General features: G+C 62.4%; 14 protein-coding genes. 1 reads left to right on the top strand and 13 read right to left on the bottom strand.

Annotation, left to right across the window (positions count from 1 at the left end; all coding sequences use genetic code 11):
- Positions 1–62: 62 nt before the first annotated feature.
- Positions 63–5,234, top strand: coding sequence for a dermonecrotic toxin domain-containing protein (locus tag ACTJLA_RS19745; protein ID WP_440841946.1), 5,172 nt, complete (start codon positions 63–65; stop codon positions 5,232–5,234).
- Here ACTJLA_RS19745 and ureC read toward each other — a convergent pair.
- From ureC to ACTJLA_RS19810, 13 genes are all read right to left on the bottom strand, one after another.
- Positions 5,231–6,931, bottom strand: a complete 1,701-nt coding sequence (ureC, locus tag ACTJLA_RS19750) for an urease subunit alpha (RefSeq protein ID WP_054896378.1) — start codon at positions 6,929–6,931, stop codon at positions 5,231–5,233. The genes ACTJLA_RS19745 and ureC overlap by 4 nt on opposite strands.
- A gap of 170 nt (positions 6,932–7,101) precedes the next feature.
- Positions 7,102–7,407 carry an urease subunit beta gene (locus ACTJLA_RS19755; protein ID WP_054896379.1) on the bottom strand — a complete coding sequence of 102 codons (306 nt, stop codon included), beginning with the start codon at positions 7,405–7,407 and terminating at the stop codon, positions 7,102–7,104.
- Entirely contained in the window at positions 7,404–7,937 is a 534-nt protein-coding gene (locus tag ACTJLA_RS19760; protein ID WP_054896380.1) for a GNAT family N-acetyltransferase, read from the bottom strand. Before ACTJLA_RS19760 ends, ACTJLA_RS19755 begins: the two co-directional genes overlap by 4 nt.
- A 5-nt stretch (positions 7,938–7,942) precedes the next feature.
- Positions 7,943–8,455: a GNAT family N-acetyltransferase gene (locus tag ACTJLA_RS19765; RefSeq protein ID WP_054896381.1), complete on the bottom strand. Its 513-nt coding sequence runs from the start codon at positions 8,453–8,455 to the stop codon at positions 7,943–7,945.
- Between the two features lie 9 nt (positions 8,456–8,464).
- Positions 8,465–8,767 carry an urease subunit gamma gene (ureA, locus tag ACTJLA_RS19770; protein WP_003171437.1) on the bottom strand — a complete coding sequence of 101 codons (303 nt, stop codon included), beginning with the start codon at positions 8,765–8,767 and terminating at the stop codon, positions 8,465–8,467.
- 158 nt (positions 8,768–8,925) lie between these two features.
- Positions 8,926–9,765: an urease accessory protein UreD gene (locus tag ACTJLA_RS19775; RefSeq protein WP_034126398.1), complete on the bottom strand. Its 840-nt coding sequence runs from the start codon at positions 9,763–9,765 to the stop codon at positions 8,926–8,928.
- 30 nt (positions 9,766–9,795) lie between these two features.
- Positions 9,796–10,494, bottom strand: a complete 699-nt coding sequence (gene urtE, locus ACTJLA_RS19780; protein WP_127880441.1) for an urea ABC transporter ATP-binding subunit UrtE — start codon at positions 10,492–10,494, stop codon at positions 9,796–9,798.
- Between the two features lie 147 nt (positions 10,495–10,641).
- Complete coding sequence (gene urtD / locus ACTJLA_RS19785; protein ID WP_161975077.1) at positions 10,642–11,475, bottom strand: urea ABC transporter ATP-binding protein UrtD; 834 nt, start codon at positions 11,473–11,475, stop codon at positions 10,642–10,644.
- Entirely contained in the window at positions 11,472–12,539 is a 1,068-nt protein-coding gene (gene urtC, locus ACTJLA_RS19790) for an urea ABC transporter permease subunit UrtC (RefSeq protein WP_034126400.1), read from the bottom strand. The genes urtD and urtC overlap by 4 nt, the downstream gene beginning before the upstream one ends.
- A complete protein-coding gene (urtB, locus tag ACTJLA_RS19795) occupies positions 12,539–14,041 on the bottom strand; it encodes an urea ABC transporter permease subunit UrtB (RefSeq protein WP_060764605.1) in 1,503 nt (500 codons plus the stop codon). Before urtB ends, urtC begins: the two co-directional genes overlap by 1 nt.
- A 114-nt stretch (positions 14,042–14,155) precedes the next feature.
- Positions 14,156–15,421: an urea ABC transporter substrate-binding protein gene (gene urtA, locus ACTJLA_RS19800; protein WP_003188149.1), complete on the bottom strand. Its 1,266-nt coding sequence runs from the start codon at positions 15,419–15,421 to the stop codon at positions 14,156–14,158.
- Positions 15,422–15,614: 193 nt separating this feature from the next.
- Complete coding sequence (locus ACTJLA_RS19805; protein WP_205548046.1) at positions 15,615–16,976, bottom strand: PepSY-associated TM helix domain-containing protein; 1,362 nt, start codon at positions 16,974–16,976, stop codon at positions 15,615–15,617.
- 118 nt (positions 16,977–17,094) lie between these two features.
- A complete protein-coding gene (locus ACTJLA_RS19810; RefSeq protein WP_054896386.1) occupies positions 17,095–19,155 on the bottom strand; it encodes a TonB-dependent copper receptor in 2,061 nt (686 codons plus the stop codon).
- Between the last annotated feature and the right edge of the window lie 8 nt (positions 19,156–19,163).

Consider the following 19,163-nt stretch of genomic DNA (forward strand, 5'->3'; position numbering starts at 1 on the left):
CGCCAGCCGCAAAAACGGCGTGCCTAGGATGACAACCTCTTCCAAGAAAAGGTTGTCATCCCATGCCGGACTTTCAGGTCACCGACCCCGTCACCCCGCTTCCTGGTGAGCAGGGCCAACATTACGAACTGATCAAACAGGCGATCCCTACTTGCCTGGTCAACAGTTCGCCCTCCCGTCGCAAGGCCCTCAAAGACACGCCGCCAGCCATTCCCCGCTGGTATGACGCTGCTTCCCAGGCGCACAAAGATCAGCTCAACGTGTTGCTGGACGCCCGTTGCGAGTCGCTCAACGAACTGGAGAAAACCTTCAGTCACATACGCTCGGAGCAAGCGTTTGCCCAACCCTTGTTGGAAGCCAAGCTAAAGGCTATCGGCCACGAGCTGGACGTCAATCAAACCTGGTTGCGCCTGTATGTACCGGTCGAAGATGCCTTTGGCGTAAAGACCAGTGGCTTCAGGGTCAAAACGTTCTCCCTGCTGCACGCTGCCCTTGGCAACTTTGAGCAACGCGAGACTCGAGAGGGCTATTTCGACAGTGCCTCAGGTTTCATCACCCAACCGGACGTGCGCGATCATTTCGAGCGCCACACCACGACCCTGAAGATTCATGCGTTCACCCAGCTTTGCCGAGAACTGGACCTGGGCAAGCAGTACCAGGCTCACCTCAAGGCGCAGTTGAAACCTGACGACGCCGAGTCCCAGGCCGAACTGCGCGAGCGTTATGTCCGGCACCAGAAAGCCGCCTTCAAGGCGGCAGCGTACCTGGCGTTGCTCAAGGGCGACATTGGTGACAGCGACCACGCCTTGCTGATGCGTGTGGCGGCCGGGGAAAAACACATTCTCAGCGACGGCAAGCCCATCGTGTATCGCAGCCTGAGCCTGATGAACCTGCACCTGCATGATTGCCTGGTCATCGACGCTTGCGCCAAGCCTGGCTACACCTGCTGGGTCATCGTTTATATTCCCGATGACCCCGACCATCCCATCAAGCGCTATGACACCTTCAATGACTTCAGCACTGCATTGACCGAGCGCCTGAGCGCGAAAACCACCCAGGAAGCTGACCGCTCCCAAGGCTGGAGGGCTACGCCGAACCAGCATTTTTTTGCCCGGTTCGTTGCCGACAAAGACCGCGCCTACTACTACAAACGGCTGACCGAACTGGTGCTGGACGCACCTCCCCAGCCGTTTGGCGCACAGGCCTTGCGATCGGAATGGGGGCGCCTGCTCACTTCTCCTTCCTTTGCCACGCCTTCGACACTGGGCGAACCACATCCCTACGTGCGCGTGCATGCCACTGCCCCTGAATTCAACATTCGCGCTCATACCCTCGTTGACCTTTGGCAAGTTCCGGACCTGTGGACCTATCGCCTGGGCAGCCTGCGTGCCCGCCTGTTCGAGAATGCGCGGCATCGTGCGGTGAGCACCGCCGATGTCGATGAGGCCTCGCGCTCACTGCGCGCCGCGCATTACATGAGCATTGGCCTGTTCGGTCTCAACCTGGTGGCCATGGCGGTGCCACCGCTTGGCGTGCTGATGGCCGTGGCGATGGCCGGGCAAATGCTCTACGAAGTCATCGAAGGTGTCATCGAGCTGAGCGAAGGCGATCGCGAAGAGGGCTGGGCGCACATCACCGACGTGGTGGAAAACCTGGCGACGCTGGCGGTGCAGGCAGCCGTGGTGCACTTCACCGTGTCGCCGTTTATCGAGCAGCTCAAGGCCGTCACTCTCCCCAGTGGCAAGACTCGGCTGTGGAAACCCGACTTGTCGACCTACGAGCACACCGCGTCCCTACCTTCAGTGGCGGTGGATGAGCAAGGCCTGCACCGGCACAACGGCCAGACCGTGCTGCCATTGGAGGGTAAACGCTATGCCGTGCAACAAGACCCGCTGACCGAGCAATACCGCATCCTCCATCCCACGCGCGCCGAGGCCTATCAACCGATATTGAAGAGCAACGGCGCTGGCCTCTGGAACCATGAAGTGGAACGCCCGTACACCTGGGAAGGCGCCACGTTGATGCGGCGATTGGGCCCGGTGACGGAGGGCTTCAGTGATGCCGAGTTGGAGCAGGTGCGCAGCGTTGCGGCGGTGAGTGAGGACGTGCTGCGCCGCGTGCATGTGGAAGGCGAGCCGGTACCGGCGATCCTGCTCGACACCCTGCGCCAGTTCAGGGCGTATCGCGATGCGGTGAGCGTCGCCGAGGGTATTCGCCAGGGCTCGCTCAGCAGCGCACTGTGCAGCTATGCCGCATCCCTGGCGGTGGAGTTGCCGGGATGGCCAGCGAGCAAGGCGATCGAGGCATTTTCCGGCACCGAGTTGAGCGGGCCGTCGATCAAATACGGTAATCAGCAGGCTGCGGCGGCGGACACCGTGCAGGTCCACCGCGCCGAATTGATGAGCGGCCAGTTGCCCATACGCATTATCGAAGCGTTCAGCGAACCTCAGCGCGATGCTCTGGTGGGCAGTTACACCGCCCGCACACCCGAGGCGAGAACCGAGGCCCTGCAATTGAAACTCGAACAAAGGGCCATCGAGGTGCGCGAGCGGTTGATGAAGAGTATTTACGTCGAGCAGCAGCCACTCTCCGACACCGCGATTATGCTGATCCAGCGTGACTTCAGCGGTGTGCCGACGATTTTGGCGCGCGAAGTGCTGGCGGACGCGACGCCGACCGAGCGCGACACGATGAGCCGCGCCAAGCGCATTCCCCTGCGCCTCGCTGAAAAGGCGCGCCGGGCGCAGCAGCAAATGCGCCTGACCCTCGCGTATGAAGGCTTGTACCTCGATGCGTTGGCCGGCCCAGACACCGAAACCCTGGCCCTCCACACACTGCCGGCGCTGCCCGGCTGGTCGGACAATCTGCGCCTGGAAGTGCGCGAGGGTCGGTTTGAAGGCCCATTGCGTGCCAGTTTTGGCCCTCAGGAGGCGAGCAATCGCAAGGTCCTGGCACGTACGGAGGATGGACGTTATCAAGCCTTTGATGAGCGCGGTCAGGATCTGCATGGCCTCAATGGTTTCTATGGCGCCTTGCAGCACGCGTTGACCGACGCCCATCGCAACGCGATTGGCCTGCCCCATGTCAGCCAGGGTGAGCAATTGAAGGGGTTGATCCAGCAACATGCATTAGGCCGAGCACCGTTGCGCAAAGCCTTGGGCATGTCGCCGGAAAAGCTGCCGTTTTTTCGACCGCCGAGCGTGTTGCCGGGCGAGCGTCGCGGCTATCCATTGAGCGGGCGCGGTGGCACTGAGTGGGAAAAAATCACACGCGAGCGGGTCCGCAGCCTGTACCCGGAAATCACCCGGGACGAAATGCTCGCCCTGATCAACGAGCGCGGCGCGCTGGATCTGAGCTGGCTGCGTGCGTTGGAGCAAGAGTACAAGACCCTGCAGGCCACCTTGCACAACTGGTTGAGCACACCGCCCCAAGGCATGGAGGCGTTCGGTGACCAGCAACGCCAGGTGCTGAGGGCCAGGCGTAAGATTTATACGGCGCTGGATGACGCCTGGAGAAAGGTTGGCCCACGGCACTACGATCGAAATGGGCGCCTCTTGGGGCAGAAAATCGAATGGTTGGAAGAGGACCTGGCGCAGCAGCTCCGAACCTTGCCCGCACTGACTGCAAACTTCGACCATGTCAGCTACTTGGGCATTGTGGGAACCGAAGGCTCGCAGCTGACGGATGCGGATGTGCAGCCACTGCTCGCCAACTTTCGCGGTCTGCGTCGATTAGGGATCGAGGCCGCTCAACTGACACGCCTGCCGTCAGCCATCGAACAGATGCCGCATTTGCAGCGGTTGCATTTGGGCGGTAACAGTATTGTCCTTACGCCTGAAGACGTCTTGCGTTTGAAAGATCGGGTGCATCTCAAAGAGTTATTTTTGGAAATGAACCCACTCGGCTTGCCACCGGATGTCGGGCGCATGCCGCGCTTACATACCTTGCTGCTCAATGAAACAAGCCTGGTGGAGTGGCCTAGCAGTGTGTTCCGTGTGCCCAGGCCGGAAGACTTCATTCTGGATATGCGGCAGAACCCGATAGCGCGGATTCCCGAGTTCGCGCCGGGCTCGGATAAGGCATTGATTGTGGCGAAAACCTTCCTCACCCGTGAAACGCTGACGCCTGAACTGCTTGCTCAATTCAAGCGGTACATCGAGGCTGCCGGCCGGGATCCGGATCGCCAATTGCCGAAAAGGGGCGCGCTCGACAGCGAGCGGTGGAAAACCGGTTATTCGGCGCAGGAATGGCCCTCCAGGCAGGTGTTATGGGACATGCTTGAAGGTTCGTTTGGCTCTGAGGGCTTTTTCAATGTTCTTCGTGCCGTCAGAAACTCCGGGGACTCGACACTCAGGGGCGGCGTATGGTTGCCGGAACTGAGCGCCAAGGTCTGGCGCATACTTGAGGCGATGGGCGAAGACGCCGAATTGCGCGAGCAGTTGTTCCTGATGGCCCGGGACCCTGCGGCCTGCGTGGACGCCGGGGCGCAGTTGTTCAATTCTATGGGCGTTGCCGTGCTGCATTGGTCGGCGTACTTCAGCGAGGACGTGGCCTCCGTGCGCAAAACTGTCTTCAACCTGGCCAGGGGCAAGTGGCGGCTCGATGAGTTGGGCCGTATCGCCCATGAGCGCGTGTCCCAACTGCAGGATGACGGCGTCAAGTTTCCGGAGTACGACGCCAAAGGCGCACGCATCGATCATTACGATGCCCGCGGCAATTTGATCGCTGATATCGACGAAGTCGAGATCTACCTGGCGTACACAACGCCATTGGCAACCCGTCTGGACCTGCCCTGGCAATCGCGGAGCATGATGTTCCGCGAGGATTATGTGACGGCGCCCATGGTCGAGGAGGCATTCAACCGCGTACAGCTACTGGACCAAGGCGAGCTGCTGCGTGGCAACCTGCTGGAGCAACCGATGTGGACCGACTTTCTGCAGCGGGCTCATCCAGCTGACTACGCGTCGATTGCCGCAAAATTCGATGCACTGATTGACTATCAGGCCGCGCAGGAACAATGGGCCGCCGCAGCCAACCTCCCTGAGAGCGCGAGGCAGGCCCTGCGCCAAACCATCAGCCGGTCGGCCCAGCGCCTGGGCCGACCGGCTTCGGAAAGTGAGCCGGGGCAACTGATGTCCCAGCAAGACTACGACGACACCTTTGGTCGCATCAATGGCGAACTGATCACCTTGAACCAGACACTGACCGATCAAGCGATCCGCGCCATCCTCTAGAACAGGAAGTACCGCTGGGCCATCGGCAACACCTCGGCCGGTTCGCACCACAGCAACTGACCGTCAGCCTTGACCTGATAGGTTTGCGGGTCAACCTCGATATCCGGCAGGTAATCGTTGTGGATCAGGTCGGTTTTCTGCACGTCGCGGCAACCCTTGACCACCGCGATCTGCTTCTTCAGGCCCAGGGCCTCGGGCAGTCCGGCCGCCTGCGCGGCCTGGCTGATAAACGTCAGGCTGGTGGCGTGCAGGGAGCTGCCGAAGCTGGCGAACATGGGGCGGTAATGCACCGGCTGCGGCGTCGGGATCGAGGCGTTGGCGTCGCCCATCAGGCTCGAAGCAATGGCGCCGCCCTTGAGGATCAGCGTGGGCTTGATGCCGAAAAACGCCGGGCGCCACAGCACCAGGTCGGCCCATTTGCCGACTTCGATGGAACCGACGATATGGCTGATACCGTGGGTGATCGCCGGGTTGATGGTGTACTTGGCGATGTAGCGTTTGGCGCGGAAGTTATCGTTGCCCACGCCGTCGCCCGGCAGGGGGCCACGCTGTTTTTTCATCTTGTCGGCGGTCTGCCAGGTGCGCGTGATCACTTCGCCGACACGGCCCATGGCCTGGCTGTCGGAGCTGATCATCGAGAACGCGCCGAGGTCGTGCAGGATGTCTTCGGCGGCGATGGTTTCGCGGCGGATGCGGCTTTCGGCGAAGGCCACGTCTTCGGCAATGCTTGGGTCCAGGTGGTGACACACCATCAACATGTCCAGGTGTTCGTCGATGGTGTTACGCGTGAACGGCCGCGTCGGGTTGGTGGAGCTGGGCAGCACATTGGGGAAGCCGCAGGCCTTGATGATGTCCGGTGCATGGCCGCCACCGGCACCTTCGGTGTGGTACGTGTGGATGGTGCGGCCCTTGAGCGCGGCGAGGGTGGTTTCGACAAAGCCCGACTCATTGAGGGTGTCACTGTGGATCGCCACCTGCACGTCGTAGGCATCGGCGACGCTCAGGCAGTTGTCGATGCTCGCGGGTGTGGTGCCCCAGTCTTCATGTAGCTTCAAGCCGATAGCACCGGCCTTGACCTGCTCGATCAGCGGCTCGGGCAAACTGGCGTTGCCCTTGCCGGTAAAGCCAATGTTCATCGGGAACGAATCGCTGGCCTGCAGCATCCGCGCAAGGTGCCACGGGCCGGAAGTGCAGGTGGTGGCGTTGGTGCCGGTGGCCGGCCCCGTGCCGCCGCCGATCATGGTGGTGACGCCGCTGGTCAGGGCCTCTTCGATCTGCTGTGGGCAAATGAAATGCACGTGGGAGTCGATGCCGCCGGCGGTGAGGATCATGCCTTCACCGGCAATCACTTCGGTGCTGGCGCCGATGGCCATGGTCACGCCGGGCTGGATGTCCGGGTTGCCGGCTTTGCCAATCGCGTGGATGCGGCCATTCTTCAAGCCGACGTCGGCCTTGACGATGCCCCAGTGGTCGATGATCAATGCGTTGGTGATCAGCGTGTCGACTACTTCATGGGCGAGCAATTGGCTCTGGCCCTGGCCGTCACGGATAACCTTGCCGCCGCCGAATTTGACCTCTTCGCCGTAGACGGTGAAGTCCTGCTCGACTTCGACGAACAGTTCGGTGTCGGCCAGGCGCACCTTGTCACCGACGGTGGGGCCGTACATGTCGGCGTAGGCTTGTCTGGATATCTTCATGGGTGTGTCCTCGATCGTTCCCACGTTCTGCGTGGGAATGCATCCTGTGACGCTTTGCGTCACGACGTAAAGAGCGGACGCAGAGCGTCCCTGGCGGCGTTCCCACGCGGAGCGTGGGAACGATCTAATTGCATTTCAACGGTGGGAGCTGGCTCGCCTGCGATGAGGCCCTAAAGGTCGCCCATGACTCGCCCTGCAAACCCAAATACCCGCCTTGCACCACTCAACTCCACCAACTCCACCTCCCGACGCTGCCCCGGCTCAAACCGCACCGCCGTGCCCGCCGGAATATTCAGGCGCATGCCACGGCTGGCCGCTCGGTCGAATTCCAGCGCGTCATTGGTCTCGAAAAAGTGGTAATGCGAGCCCACCTGGATCGGCCGGTCGCCGCTGTTGGCTACGCCGAGGATGAGGGTGCGGCGGCCGACATTCAGTTCGATCTCGCCAGGCTGGATCTGATATTCACCAGGAATCATGCAGGTTGCCCCAGGGTCTTGTAGTAGATGGCGGTCGGGCTGTAGCGCCCGTCCGGGCTTTGGCAGTAGTCGGGCAGCTCACCGAGCTTGGTGTAGCGCAGCGACTGATAAAAGGCTTCGGCGCCGGAGCCGGCCTCGGTGTCCAGGTACAGCAGGCCACGCTTGTGCTGGCGCGCGGCGAGTTCCAGGGTATTCATCAATTGCTGGCCCAGGCCATGGCGACGGGCGCTGCTGTGCACCAGCAACTTTTGCACCTCGGCGCGGTTCAGGCCGTTGGCTTTCTGGCACAACGCCAATTGCACGCTGGCGATCACCTGCTCGTCGCGCACCACTACCCACAGCAGCAGGCTGGTGTCCTCGACGCCGGCTTGCACGCCGGTCAGGTAGTCCCGGGCCTGGGCCTCATCGAAGTCGGCCATGAAGCCCACCGAAGCGCCGTGCTGCACCGCGTCCAGCAACAGCTCGATCAAGCCCCGGCGGTAATGGGCAAAGCTTTCAGCATTGACTCGACGCAGTTGTGCAGCGCTCATCGATCTCACTCCTGGGGCGGTTCGGCGCCCGGATTCAACGTCAGTTGCATAAAGGTCAGGTCCAGCCAGCGGCCGAACTTGATGCCCACTTGCGGCATTTGCCCGGTAGTCACGAAACCCAGGCGCTCATGCAGGCGGATAGAGGCCAGGTTGCCGCTTTCGATGGCGGCGACCATGACGTGCTTGCCGCAGCTGCGGGCGCGCTCGATCAGGGCCTGCATCAGGCGCGGGCCGAGGCCTTTGCCGCGCTGGTCATTGCGCACGTATACCGAGTGTTCGACGCTGTAGCGGAAGCCTTCGAAGGGGCGCCAGTCGCCGAATGAGGCGTAGCCGGTGACTTCGTCGTTGTCCACCGTGACCAGGATCGGGTACTGCTGGGCCTGGCGCGCACTGAACCAGGCCTGGCGGTTGGCCAGGTCCACCGGTTGCTCGTTCCAGATCGCCGTGGTGTTCAACACCGCGTCGTTGTAGATGGCGCGGATCGCCGGCAGGTCGTGTTCGGTTGCATCACGAATCATGGCTGCGCCTCAGGCAATGGGCTGGTGGACGGTGACCAGCTTGGTGCCGTCGGGGAACGTGGCTTCCACCTGGATATCCGGGATCATTTCCGGGATACCTTCCATAACCTGTTCGCGGCTGAGCAGGGTGGTGCCGTAGTGCATCAGGTCGGCCACGGTGCGGCCATCGCGGGCGCCTTCCATCAGGGCGGCGGAGATATAGGCGATGGTCTCCGGGTAGTTGAGCTTCACTCCGCGTGCCAGGCGCCGTTCGGCGACCAGGCCTGCGGTGAAGATCAGCAGTTTGTCTTTTTCCCGTGGGGTCAGGTCCATGGTTCAGTCCGTAGTAAGGCAGTTAAAAAGACGAGCGCTAACCCCTGTAGGAGCGAGCTTGCTCGCGAAAAACCCGAGGGCGCCGCGTGCATTCAGGATGCCCGCGTTATCGTTAACGATTTTCGCGAGCAAGCTCGCTCCTACAAAAGGGCGCATCTTCATGTGCTCCAGATTCTTGGTGCGACTGCTTCACGCCCAAACAGCGCCGGACGTAAAAGCCGCCATAAATCAATCAACCATCCCCGCGCCAGCAGCGCTTCACTGGCCAAACAGCGCGCCACCAGTAAGCCAGGCAATTGGGTCAAATCCCCGCGCACCGCGTGGGGCAGTGAGCGGCATTGTTCAAGCAGTTCAGGGTCGAGCTCACCGGTCACCAGCAACGTGGCAAACACCGGTTGCCCATCCAGCCCGATTGGCGAATCCAGCAATCCATCGGCGCCCACAATGCGCTGGCGTTCGTGCCAGAGCAACTGGCCGTCGCGGCGAATGTCCAGGTGCGATTGAAAGTGGCCAAGGTCGAACCGTTCGCCACTGGCCGGGCGGCCCAGAGCGACCACATCCCAGTAGAACAACCGCGCATCGCCCGACAGCTCCACTCGCGTGGTCAGTTCGGCCTGGGCGGCGCTGAATACGATGGTTTCCTGGGGCAGCCATTCCAGCGTCGCGCCGGCCTCGACGGTCAACTTGACGTGTTGAAACGCCGGGCCGCTGGCGCGGTACCACTTGGCGGCGCCGGGGCTGGTCAGTTGTGCCCAGGCACCCGTGCCCACATGGGCGCTGATGTCCAGGCGATCGCCACCGGCAATCCCGCCGGGCGGGTGCACGATGATGTGCTGGCATACCTCGGGGCCTTCGGCGTACAGGTGTTTTTGCACCCGCAGCGGGCCAAGGTGGCGGCGCAGCACCGGGCGCGTGGTGTCATTGACACGCGCGTAGCCGAGTTCCAGCTCGGCGTGCCAGCTGGGCGTGAACAGGGCAGGGGTAACGGGCAGGTTCATGGCGTGTGCTTATCGTTAGGAGGCTACAGATTAGATGGTTACCAGCCCACGCACACCTTCGCGTTCCATATTTTCACCACGGCCCTGTTGCACGATTTCGCCACGGGACATCACCAGGTACTGGTCAGCCAGTTCAGCGGCAAAGTCATAGAACTGCTCCACCAACAGGATCGCCATATCGCCGCGCTCCGCGAGCTTCTTGATCACCGCGCCGATTTCCTTGATCACCGACGGCTGGATGCCTTCGGTGGGCTCATCGAGAATCAACAGGCGCGGGCGGCTCGCCAGGGCACGGCCAATCGCCAACTGTTGCTGCTGGCCACCGGACAAGTCGCCGCCGCGTCGATGCTTCATTTGCAGCAACACCGGGAACAGTTCGTAGATGAAGGCCGGCACCTCTTTGGCTTCGGAACCGGGGAAACGTGACAGTCCCATCAGCAGGTTTTCTTCTACGGTCAGCCGCCCGAATATCTCCCGGCCCTGGGGCACGTAGGCGATGCCGGCATGTACGCGCTGGTGCGGCTTGAAGCCGGTGATGGCCTTGCCTTCCCAGTTCACTGCGCCCTCCTTGGCCGGCAGCAGGCCCATCAGGCACTTGAGCAGGGTGGTCTTGCCCACGCCGTTGCGGCCCAGCAGGCAGGTGACTTCACCGATCTTCACGTCAAAAGACAGCCCACGCAGGATGTGGCTACCGCCGTAGTACTGGTGCAGCTTGTCGACTTGCAGCATGTTCGATTCTCCTCAATGATCGTTCCCACGCTCTGCGTGGGAATGCTTCCCGTGACGCTCTGCGTCACCGTTGCTCAGCGGGACGCGGAGCGTCCAACTTGGCATTCCCACGCGGAGCGTGGGAACGATCAGCCGTTCGTGTCAGCGTTAGCGGCCGAGGTAAACCTCGATCACCCGCTCGTTTTCCTGCACCTGTTCCAGCGACCCTTCGGCCAGCACGCTGCCCTGGTGCAACACCGTCACGTGGTCGGCAATCGAGCCGACAAACCCCATGTCATGTTCCACAACCATCAACGAGTGCTTGCCGGCCAGGCGCTTGAACAGCTCGGCGGTGAATTCGGTTTCGGCATCGGTCATGCCTGCTACCGGTTCATCCAGCAGCAACAGTTGCGGGTCTTGCATCAGCAACATACCGATTTCCAGGAACTGCTTCTGGCCGTGGGACAGCAAGCCGGCGGGGCGATGCACCGAGGCGGTGAGGCGGATGGTGTCGAGCACTTCCTCGATGCGGTGCTTCTGTTCCCCGTTCAGGCGCGCACGCAGGCTGGCCCACACCGACTTGTCGGTCTTCTGCGCCAGCTCGAGGTTTTCGAACACGCTGAGGGCTTCGAACACCGTGGGCTTCTGGAACTTGCGCCCGATGCCGGCCTGGGCGATCTGCACTTCGCTCATGCGGGTCAGGTCCAGGGTCTCGCCAAACCAGGCCTTGCCGTGGCTGGGCCGGGTCTTGCCGGTGATCACGTCCATCAGCGTGGTCTTGCCCGCGCCGTTGGGGCCGATGATGCAGCGCAATTCGCCAACACCGATGTACAGGTTCAGGTCGTTGAGGGCCTTGAAACCGTCGAAGCTGACGCTGATATCTTCCAGGGTCAGAATGGTGCCGTGCCGGGTGTTGAGCCCTTTGCCCGCGACCTGGCCGATGCCAATCGCATCGCGGCCGCTGCCTGCGTCGAAAATAGGTTCAAGCATGACGTTCCTCATTTCTTCAGCAGGCCGATAACGCCCTTGGGCAGGTACAGGGTGACGATGATGAACAGCGCGCCCAGGAAGAACAGCCAGTACTCGGGGAAGGCCACGGTGAACCAGCTCTTCATGCCATTGACCACACCAGCGCCGAGCAACGGCCCGATCAACGTGCCACGCCCGCCCAGCGCTACCCACACGGCGGCTTCGATGGAGTTGGTCGGTGACATTTCGCTGGGGTTGATGATGCCCACCTGCGGCACATACAGCGCACCGGCAAGCCCGCACAACACTGCGCTCAACACCCACACGAACAGCTTGAAACCGCGTGGGTCGTAGCCGCAGAACATCAGGCGGTTCTCGGCATCGCGCAGGGCGGTGAGCACGCGGCCGAACTTGCTTTTCGCCAGGCGCCAGCCGATGTAGAGGCTGGCCACCAGCAACAGCACCGTGGCGAAAAACAACACCGCCCGGGTGCCAGGTTCAGTGATGCCAAAACCTAAGATGCTGCGGAAGTTGGTAAAGCCGTTGTTGCCGCCGAACCCGGTCTCGTTGCGAAAGAACAACAGCATCCCCGCGAACGTCAGGGCCTGGGTCATGATCGAGAAATACACGCCCTTGATCCGCGAGCGGAAGGCGAAGAAACCGAACACCAAGGCCAGCACACCGGGGGCCAGTACCACCAGGCACAACGCCCACAGGAAGTGGTCGGTGCCGGCCCAGTACCAGGGCAATTCGGTCCAGGACAAAAAGGTCATGAACGCCGGCAACTCGCTGCCTGCCGCCTGGCGCATCAAGTACATGCCCATGGCGTAGCCGCCCAGGGCGAAGAACAAACCGTGGCCCAGGGACAACATCCCGGCGTAACCCCACACCAGGTCCAGCGCCAGGGCGACGATGGCGTAACAGAGAATTTTGCCCACCAGGGTCAAGGTGTAGGCCGACACATGCAGCGGGTTGTCGGCAGACAAGAGTGAACACAGGGGCAAGGCCAGCAGCAGGAGCAGGATGACTGCACCGACTGCAATCGTGACTTTGGGGCCGGCCTTTTGCGTGGCCGTAAGCATCAATGGCTGGTTCATCAGTCGATCACCCGTCCTTTCAGTGCGAAGAGTCCTTGCGGGCGTTTCTGGATAAACAGAATGATCAGCGCGAGGATCAGGATCTTGCCGAGCACGGCGCCGATCTGGGGTTCGAGGATTTTGTTGGCTATTCCTAAGCCAAAGGCGGCCATGACACTGCCGGCCAACTGGCCGACGCCGCCGAGCACCACCACCAGGAACGAGTCGATGATGTAGCTCTGGCCCAGGTCCGGGCCGACGTTGCCGATCTGGCTCAGCGCCACGCCGCCCAAACCTGCGATACCGGAGCCGAGGCCAAAGGCGAGCATGTCCACGCGCCCGGTGGGCACGCCGCAGCAGGCGGCCATGTTGCGGTTCTGGGTGACGGCGCGCACGTTCAGACCCAGGCGCGTCTTGTTCAGCAGCAGCCAAGTGAGCACCACCACGAACAGCGCAAAGGCGATGATCACGATGCGGTTGTACGGCAGCACCAGATTGGGCAGTACCTGGATGCCGCCAGACAGCCAGGCCGGGTTCGACACTTCGACGTTCTGCGCACCGAACACCAGGCGCACCAGCTGGATCAGCATCAGGCTGATGCCCCAGGTGGCGAGTAGGGTTTCCAGGGGGCGGCCATACAAGTGACGAATGACTGTGCGTTCCAGCGCCATGCCGATGGCCGCGGTGACAAAAAACGCCACCGGCAATGCGATCAACGGGTAGAACTCGATGGCCTGGGGCACATAGCGCTGCATCATCAATTGCACCACATAGGTGGAGTAGGCGCCGAGCATCAGCATCTCGCCGTGGGCCATGTTGATCACGCCGAGCAGGCCGAAGGTGATCGCCAGGCCCAGGGCCGCCAGCAGCAGGATCGAGCCCAGGGACATGCCGCTGAACGCCTGGCCGAGGATCTCACCCATCATCAGTTTGCGTTTGACCTGGGCCAGGCTGGTCTCAGCGGCGGTGTGTACGGCGGCGTCGGCTTCCACGCCTGGCGCCAGCAGCGCCTCTAGGCGCGTGCGGGCCAGCGGGTCGCCGGTGCTGCCGAGCAAGCGCACGGCCGCCAGGCGCACCACCGGGTCGGGGTCGACCAGTTGCAGGTTGGCCAGGGCCAGGCTGAGGGCGCTGTGCACCTGCTCATCCGTCTCGGCGGCGACCTGCTGGTCGAGGAATTTAAGTTGTGCAGGCACCGCGCTTTTTTGCAGGGTGCGCGCTGCGTCCAGGCGCACCTTGGGGTCGGCGGCGAGCAGTTGCTGGCTGGCTTGCACGTTATTGATCAAACCGCGCAGGCGGTTGTTCAGGCGCACGGTCTTGGTTTCACCGTTGAGCGTGAGTTGGCCTTGCTCAAGGGCATCCACCAACTCGATACGCGTTGGGTCGGGGTGGGCGGCCCAGTCCTGCAGGAGTTTGGCTTGCTGCACCGGGTTGGCGGCAAGGAAGTCTTCGGCGTCGCTGGCGTGTGCGCCAAAGGGCAGCACCAGCAGCACGGCGAGGATGAGGCGGTGGAGGGCAGTGGGCATAGCAAAATGTCCTGATCATGCGGGGACAGTGTGGGAGCAGGCTGTGTGGGAGCTGGNATCGCAGGCAAGCCAGCTCCCACAGTGACCATGTCCCACATTCGAGCTGTGGGGGCGTTAGTTGCTCTTCACGGCATAGTCCGGCTTTTTGTCATTGCCCGGGATGTAGGGGCTCCACGGCTGCGCACGAATCGGCGCTTCGGTCTGCCACACCACCGAGAACTGCCCGTCGGCCTGGATCTCACCGATCATCACCGGCTTGTGCAGGTGGTGGTTGGTCTTGTCCATGGTCAGGGTGAAGCCCGACGGCGCGGCGAAGGTCTGGCCGCCCAGGGCTTCACGCACTTTGTCGACGTCGGTGGACTTGGCTTTTTCCGCCGCCTGCGCCCACATATGGATGCCCACATAGGTGGCTTCCATCGGGTCGTTGGTCACGGCTTTGTCGGCGCCCGGCAGGTTGTGTTTCTTGGCGTAGGCTTTCCAGTCGGCCACGAACTTCTGGTTCACCGGGTTTTCCACCGACTGGAAGTAGTTCCAGGCCGCGAGGTTGCCCACCAGCGGCTTGGTGTCGATGCCGCGCAGTTCTTCTTCACCCACCGAGAACGCCACCACCGGTACCTCGGTGGCTTTCAAGCCCTGGTTGGCCAGTTCTTTGTAGAAGGGCACGTTGGAGTCGCCGTTCACGGTGGAGACCACCGCGGTCTTGCCACCGGCGGAGAACTTCTTGATGTTGGCGACGATGGTCTGGTAATCGGCGTGGCCGAACGGGGTGTAGACCTCCTCGATGTCTTTATCCGCCACGCCTTTGGAATGCAGGAACGAGCGCAGGATCTTGTTGGTGGTGCGCGGGTACACGTAGTCGGTGCCGAGCAGGAAGAAACGCTTGGCGCTGCCGCCTTCTTCGCTCATCAGGTATTCCACCGCCGGGATCGCCTGCTGGTTCGGGGCCGCACCGGTATAGAACACGTTGGGCGACATCTCTTCGCCTTCGTACTGCACCGGATAGAACAGCAAGCCGTTGAGTTCTTCGAACACCGGCAGTACGGATTTACGCGACACCGAGGTCCAGCAGCCGAACACCACGGCCACCTTGTCCTGGGTCAACAGTTGCCGACCTTTCTCGGCGAACAGCGGCCAGTTGGACGCCGGGTCCACCACCACCGGTTCGAGCATCTTGCCGTTCACCCCGCCCTTGGCGTTGATCTCGTCGATGGTCATCAGCGCCATGTCTTTGAGCGAGGTTTCGGAGATCGCCATGGTCCCGGACAGCGAGTGCAGGATGCCGACCTTGATGGTCTCGGCGGCCTGGACGGTCCAGGTCAAACCCATGGCGGCAATAGATGCCGACAAAGTGAAAGCCTTGATCAAGCTGCGACGCTTCATGGTGCGATCTCCGTGTACCGATAATTGTTGTGGGGCAGATACACAGGGCTTTGCAAAGGCTGTGCCTGCTACGCCAGACACGGTTTACCGGCGGGTTCGGGAGGTAAAGCCGCTCCGTGGCGCACCAGGTTGGCGCCACGGAGGCCGTTGAGTGCACGGCAGGCTTCAAAAGAGGGCGTTGCGCGACAATGCTTCAGGCGGTTGCGCTGATGCGTGACAGCAACAAGCGATCCAGCGCCCACACCAGGACCAACGAAGCCCCTACCAACGGGAAAATGATCGCCAGCCCGAGCATGATCGCCATCGCGGTTTTCCACTTGGGCAGGTCATGGCGCAGCGGCGGCACACCCAGCCCGCCTTGTGGCCGGCGCTTCCACCAGATCACCACGCCGCTGACCGCGCTGAGCAGAATCATCAGGCAGATCACCAGCACGATCAGTTGGTTGACCCAGCCGAACATCTTGCCCTCGTGCAGCATCACGCCGGTTTCGGTGGCGCGTGCGACCAGGTTGTAATGATCCCAACGTACATCGGCCAGGACCTTGCCGGTGTACTGGTCCACGTGCAGGGTGGCGTCGTTGCGCGGGTCGTCGGCGAACACCGCGACGGTGAATACACCAGTGGCGGTGGTGGGGAAGGTAATGCTGTAGCCGGGCTCGACCTTGCGTGCGTTGGCCAGGTCGACCACCTGTTGCAGACGCACCGTGGGTGCGGCCGGGCCTGCGTGCATTGCGCCGTGATTCATATGCTCGGCGTGGTCGCCGGACATTGGCATCGGCGTGTTTTCCAGGGCCCAGGGCACGGTCTGCTGGGTGGCGGTGTTGAGCACACGGGCCTGCTGGTCGGACTGCGGCACGCTGTTCCACATCGCGGCTGGGAAGGTGTTCCACAGGTCGGCGTATTGCTTGCCCCAGAACCCGGTCCAGGTCATGCCGCTGAGCAGCATCACCAGCAGGAACGCCGCGCCCCAGAAGCCGGCGACAGCGTGCAGGTCACGCCAGAACACCCGACCACGGGTATTGAAGCGAGGCCACAGAATGCCTGCAGATGACTTGCCCCGCGGCCACCACAGGTACAGGCCGGACACCACCAGCATCACGCCCCAGCCGGCGGCGAGTTCGATCAGGCGATCGCCGACGGTGCCGATCATCAGTTCGCCGTGCAGGGCGCGGACGATGGCTTGCAGGTTGTTGTTTGCGTCCTGCTCACCGAGGACGGTACCGCGATAGGGGTCGATGAACACCGTCACCTCGTGGGCATCGTTGCGCATCACGAACTGCGCGCTGCGAGTGGCGTCGGCAGGGGGCAGGTATTTGCTGATCGCGGCGTGGGGGTAGGCGGCCTGGACGCGCTGCAGTTGCTCGTCGGCGCTCAGCGCGTGTTCGGCGGCGGGCACGGTGAGCAGGTGGCCGTACATCAGCGGGTCGAGCTGGGGTTTGAACAGGTAGATGATGCCGGTGAGGGCCAGCAGCACCATGAAGGGGGCGACGAAGAGGCCGGCGTAAAAGTGCCAGCGCCAGGCCAGGTTGTAGAAGGGAATTTTTTGTGTGGTCATCGGGTGCTCCGCATAAGGCTTTTGATTTTTCTTGGTCTGTTACACCGTCATCGCAGGCAAGCCAGCTCCCACATTGGAATGTATTCCACCTGTGGGCGCAGGCTTGCCTGCGATGCTTTTAGAAGCTCATGTCCACCTTGGTCCAGAGCGTACGGCCCGGCTCCTTGATGGCCTGCGGGTCGTTGGCTGGGTAACCGAAGCCTGCGTTACCGGCCAGATTCAGATGCTCGGCATAAGCCTTGCCGAACAGGTTGTCGACCCCGGTGCTGACCTTGAAGTGCTTGTTGACGCGGTATGCCGCGTTCAGCGAGAACACGCCGAAGCCGCCACTCTTGTCGTAGTCCTTGCCGACCACGTTGCCTTTGTTTGGATCGATACGGTGTTGCGCCGCGACCACCCTCCACAACGCACCAGCGCTCCAATCGTCTTCGCTGTAGGTCAGGCCCAGGCGCGTGTCCAGCGGTGGCATTTGTGGCAGGGCCTTGCCGTCGCTGCTGTTCTTGCCCCAGGCATAGGCGAGGCTGGCGTCGGCTTTCCAGTGTTGGCTCAGCTTGTACGCTGCGCCCACTTCGCCGCCCATGATACGTGCGTCCACATTGCGCGCCTGGGAGGTGGTGCCCATCATGCCGGGCCTGTAGTCGAACAGGATGAAGTCGCGCACCTGGCCGACATAGCCCGACACCCAGGCTTCCAGGTCGGCGCTCTTGTACTGGGCACCGAAGTCGAGCTGGGTGGTTTTCTCGGGCTTCACGCCGTCGAAGGCATTCACCGAACCGGCCGCGCCGGTGTTGGGGGAAAACAGTTCCCAGTAATCGGGGAAACGTTCCGCGTGGCCCAGGCCGGCATACAGCGTGGTGGGGCTGTCCGCCAGGTCGTGCTCATAACGCACAAAGCCCGAGGGCAATGTATCGGCGCGGGTGTCGCCGGCAGTCGGGTTCGGGCGCGACATCATTCCCGAGCCGGTGCGTTGACGGAAGTCCTTGGCCGAGGCGCGGTCCAGGCGTGCGCCGGTGATCAGGCGATCGTTGTCGGCGGCGTACCAGGTCAGTTCGCCGAACACACCGTAGTTGTGGAAATTGGCGTCCTTGTTGCGCGGCAAATCCTTATACGTGTCGATGCCCATGCTGCTGCGCGCACGGTGTTCATTGGTCTGCGCATCCAGGCCGCTGATCAATTGCACATCCGCCCAGCGCCAGGTCGCCTTGATGCGTGCGCCAAGGGTGCGGCGGTCGACGTTGGACGCCATGGGGCCCGCCATCATGCCGGTGCCCGAAGGGACACGCAGGCTGTAGTTGTCCATCACATGGTCGGCGTAGTTGTAGTAGACCTGGGCCTCGACCTTATCCAGCACCTCGCCGATATTGGATTTCTCGAAACGCAGCCCCAGGCTTTCGCGCAGGAACTGCGAGCCGTCCATGCCGCGACCGGCGTAGCGCGCTTCACCATCGCCACGCCCGGCGGTGAGTTCCAGCAGGGTGTCGGCGTCGGGCGTGAAGCCCACAGCCACGTCACCGTTCCACTTGTCATAGCGCGAGGCGACGGTGTCGTTGTTGCCGTCCTTGTAATCGTCGGCGTGGGCCTGGTTGCCGATCACGCGCACATAGCCCAATGGGCCGCCGGCAGCAGCATCGATGACCTTGTCGAAACGCCCGTTGGAACCGGCCAATACGCTGGCGTTGACCCGCGTGCCCAGCTCGCCGAACTGCTCGGGTTCACGGTCGAACAGGATGGTGCCCGCTGACGCGCCCGGGCCCCAGAGCACGGTTTGCGGGCCTTTGATCACGGTGAGCTTGTCGTAGGTTTCCGGCGAAATATACGAAGTTGGCGCATCCATGCGGCCCGGGCAGGCGCCGAGCATCATGCCGCCGTTGGTGAGGATATTCAGACGCGAGCCGAACATGCCGCGCAGCACCGGGTCGCCGTTGGTGCCGCCGTTGCGCACCAGGGCGAAGCCGGGGATGGTCTTGAGGTAGTCGCCGCCATCGCTGGCGGGCACCGGTTGGCGAGGGTCTTTGGGGTTGGTGACCACGGTCAGCGGTGAGCTGGGGGCGATCGCGGTGATGACGGTGGGGCTCAGCTCATGCTCGTCGGCGTGAGCGTGGGCAGCCAATAGTGCGCCGCATAAGGCGGTGAGCAGGGCAGTACTTCCCAAGCGGGTGTCAGCAGAAAACCTGGACATGACAAATT

The organism is Pseudomonas sp. 22072, from assembly GCF_052046095.1.
GTDB classification, from domain to species: domain Bacteria; phylum Pseudomonadota; class Gammaproteobacteria; order Pseudomonadales; family Pseudomonadaceae; genus Aquipseudomonas; species Aquipseudomonas paracarnis.

What these genes read in the sequence shown, in the direction of transcription:
- ACTJLA_RS19745 (WP_440841946.1), top strand. Translation starts at nt 63, where the DNA reads ATGCCGGACTTTCAGGTCACCGACCCCGTCACCCCGCTTCCTGGTGAG.
- ureC (WP_054896378.1), bottom strand. Translation starts at nt 6,931, where the DNA reads ATGAAGATATCCAGACAAGCCTACGCCGACATGTACGGCCCCACCGTC.
- ACTJLA_RS19755 (WP_054896379.1), bottom strand. Translation starts at nt 7,407, where the DNA reads ATGATTCCTGGTGAATATCAGATCCAGCCTGGCGAGATCGAACTGAAT.
- ACTJLA_RS19760 (WP_054896380.1), bottom strand. Translation starts at nt 7,937, where the DNA reads ATGAGCGCTGCACAACTGCGTCGAGTCAATGCTGAAAGCTTTGCCCAT.
- ACTJLA_RS19765 (WP_054896381.1), bottom strand. Translation starts at nt 8,455, where the DNA reads ATGATTCGTGATGCAACCGAACACGACCTGCCGGCGATCCGCGCCATC.
- ureA (WP_003171437.1), bottom strand. Translation starts at nt 8,767, where the DNA reads ATGGACCTGACCCCACGGGAAAAAGACAAACTGCTGATCTTCACCGCA.
- ACTJLA_RS19775 (WP_034126398.1), bottom strand. Translation starts at nt 9,765, where the DNA reads ATGAACCTGCCCGTTACCCCTGCCCTGTTCACGCCCAGCTGGCACGCC.
- urtE (WP_127880441.1), bottom strand. Translation starts at nt 10,494, where the DNA reads ATGCTGCAAGTCGACAAGCTGCACCAGTACTACGGCGGTAGCCACATC.
- urtD (WP_161975077.1), bottom strand. Translation starts at nt 11,475, where the DNA reads ATGAGGAACGTCATGCTTGAACCTATTTTCGACGCAGGCAGCGGCCGC.
- urtC (WP_034126400.1), bottom strand. Translation starts at nt 12,539, where the DNA reads ATGAACCAGCCATTGATGCTTACGGCCACGCAAAAGGCCGGCCCCAAA.
- urtB (WP_060764605.1), bottom strand. Translation starts at nt 14,041, where the DNA reads ATGCCCACTGCCCTCCACCGCCTCATCCTCGCCGTGCTGCTGGTGCTG.
- urtA (WP_003188149.1), bottom strand. Translation starts at nt 15,421, where the DNA reads ATGAAGCGTCGCAGCTTGATCAAGGCTTTCACTTTGTCGGCATCTATT.
- ACTJLA_RS19805 (WP_205548046.1), bottom strand. Translation starts at nt 16,976, where the DNA reads ATGACCACACAAAAAATTCCCTTCTACAACCTGGCCTGGCGCTGGCAC.
- ACTJLA_RS19810 (WP_054896386.1), bottom strand. Translation starts at nt 19,155, where the DNA reads ATGTCCAGGTTTTCTGCTGACACCCGCTTGGGAAGTACTGCCCTGCTC.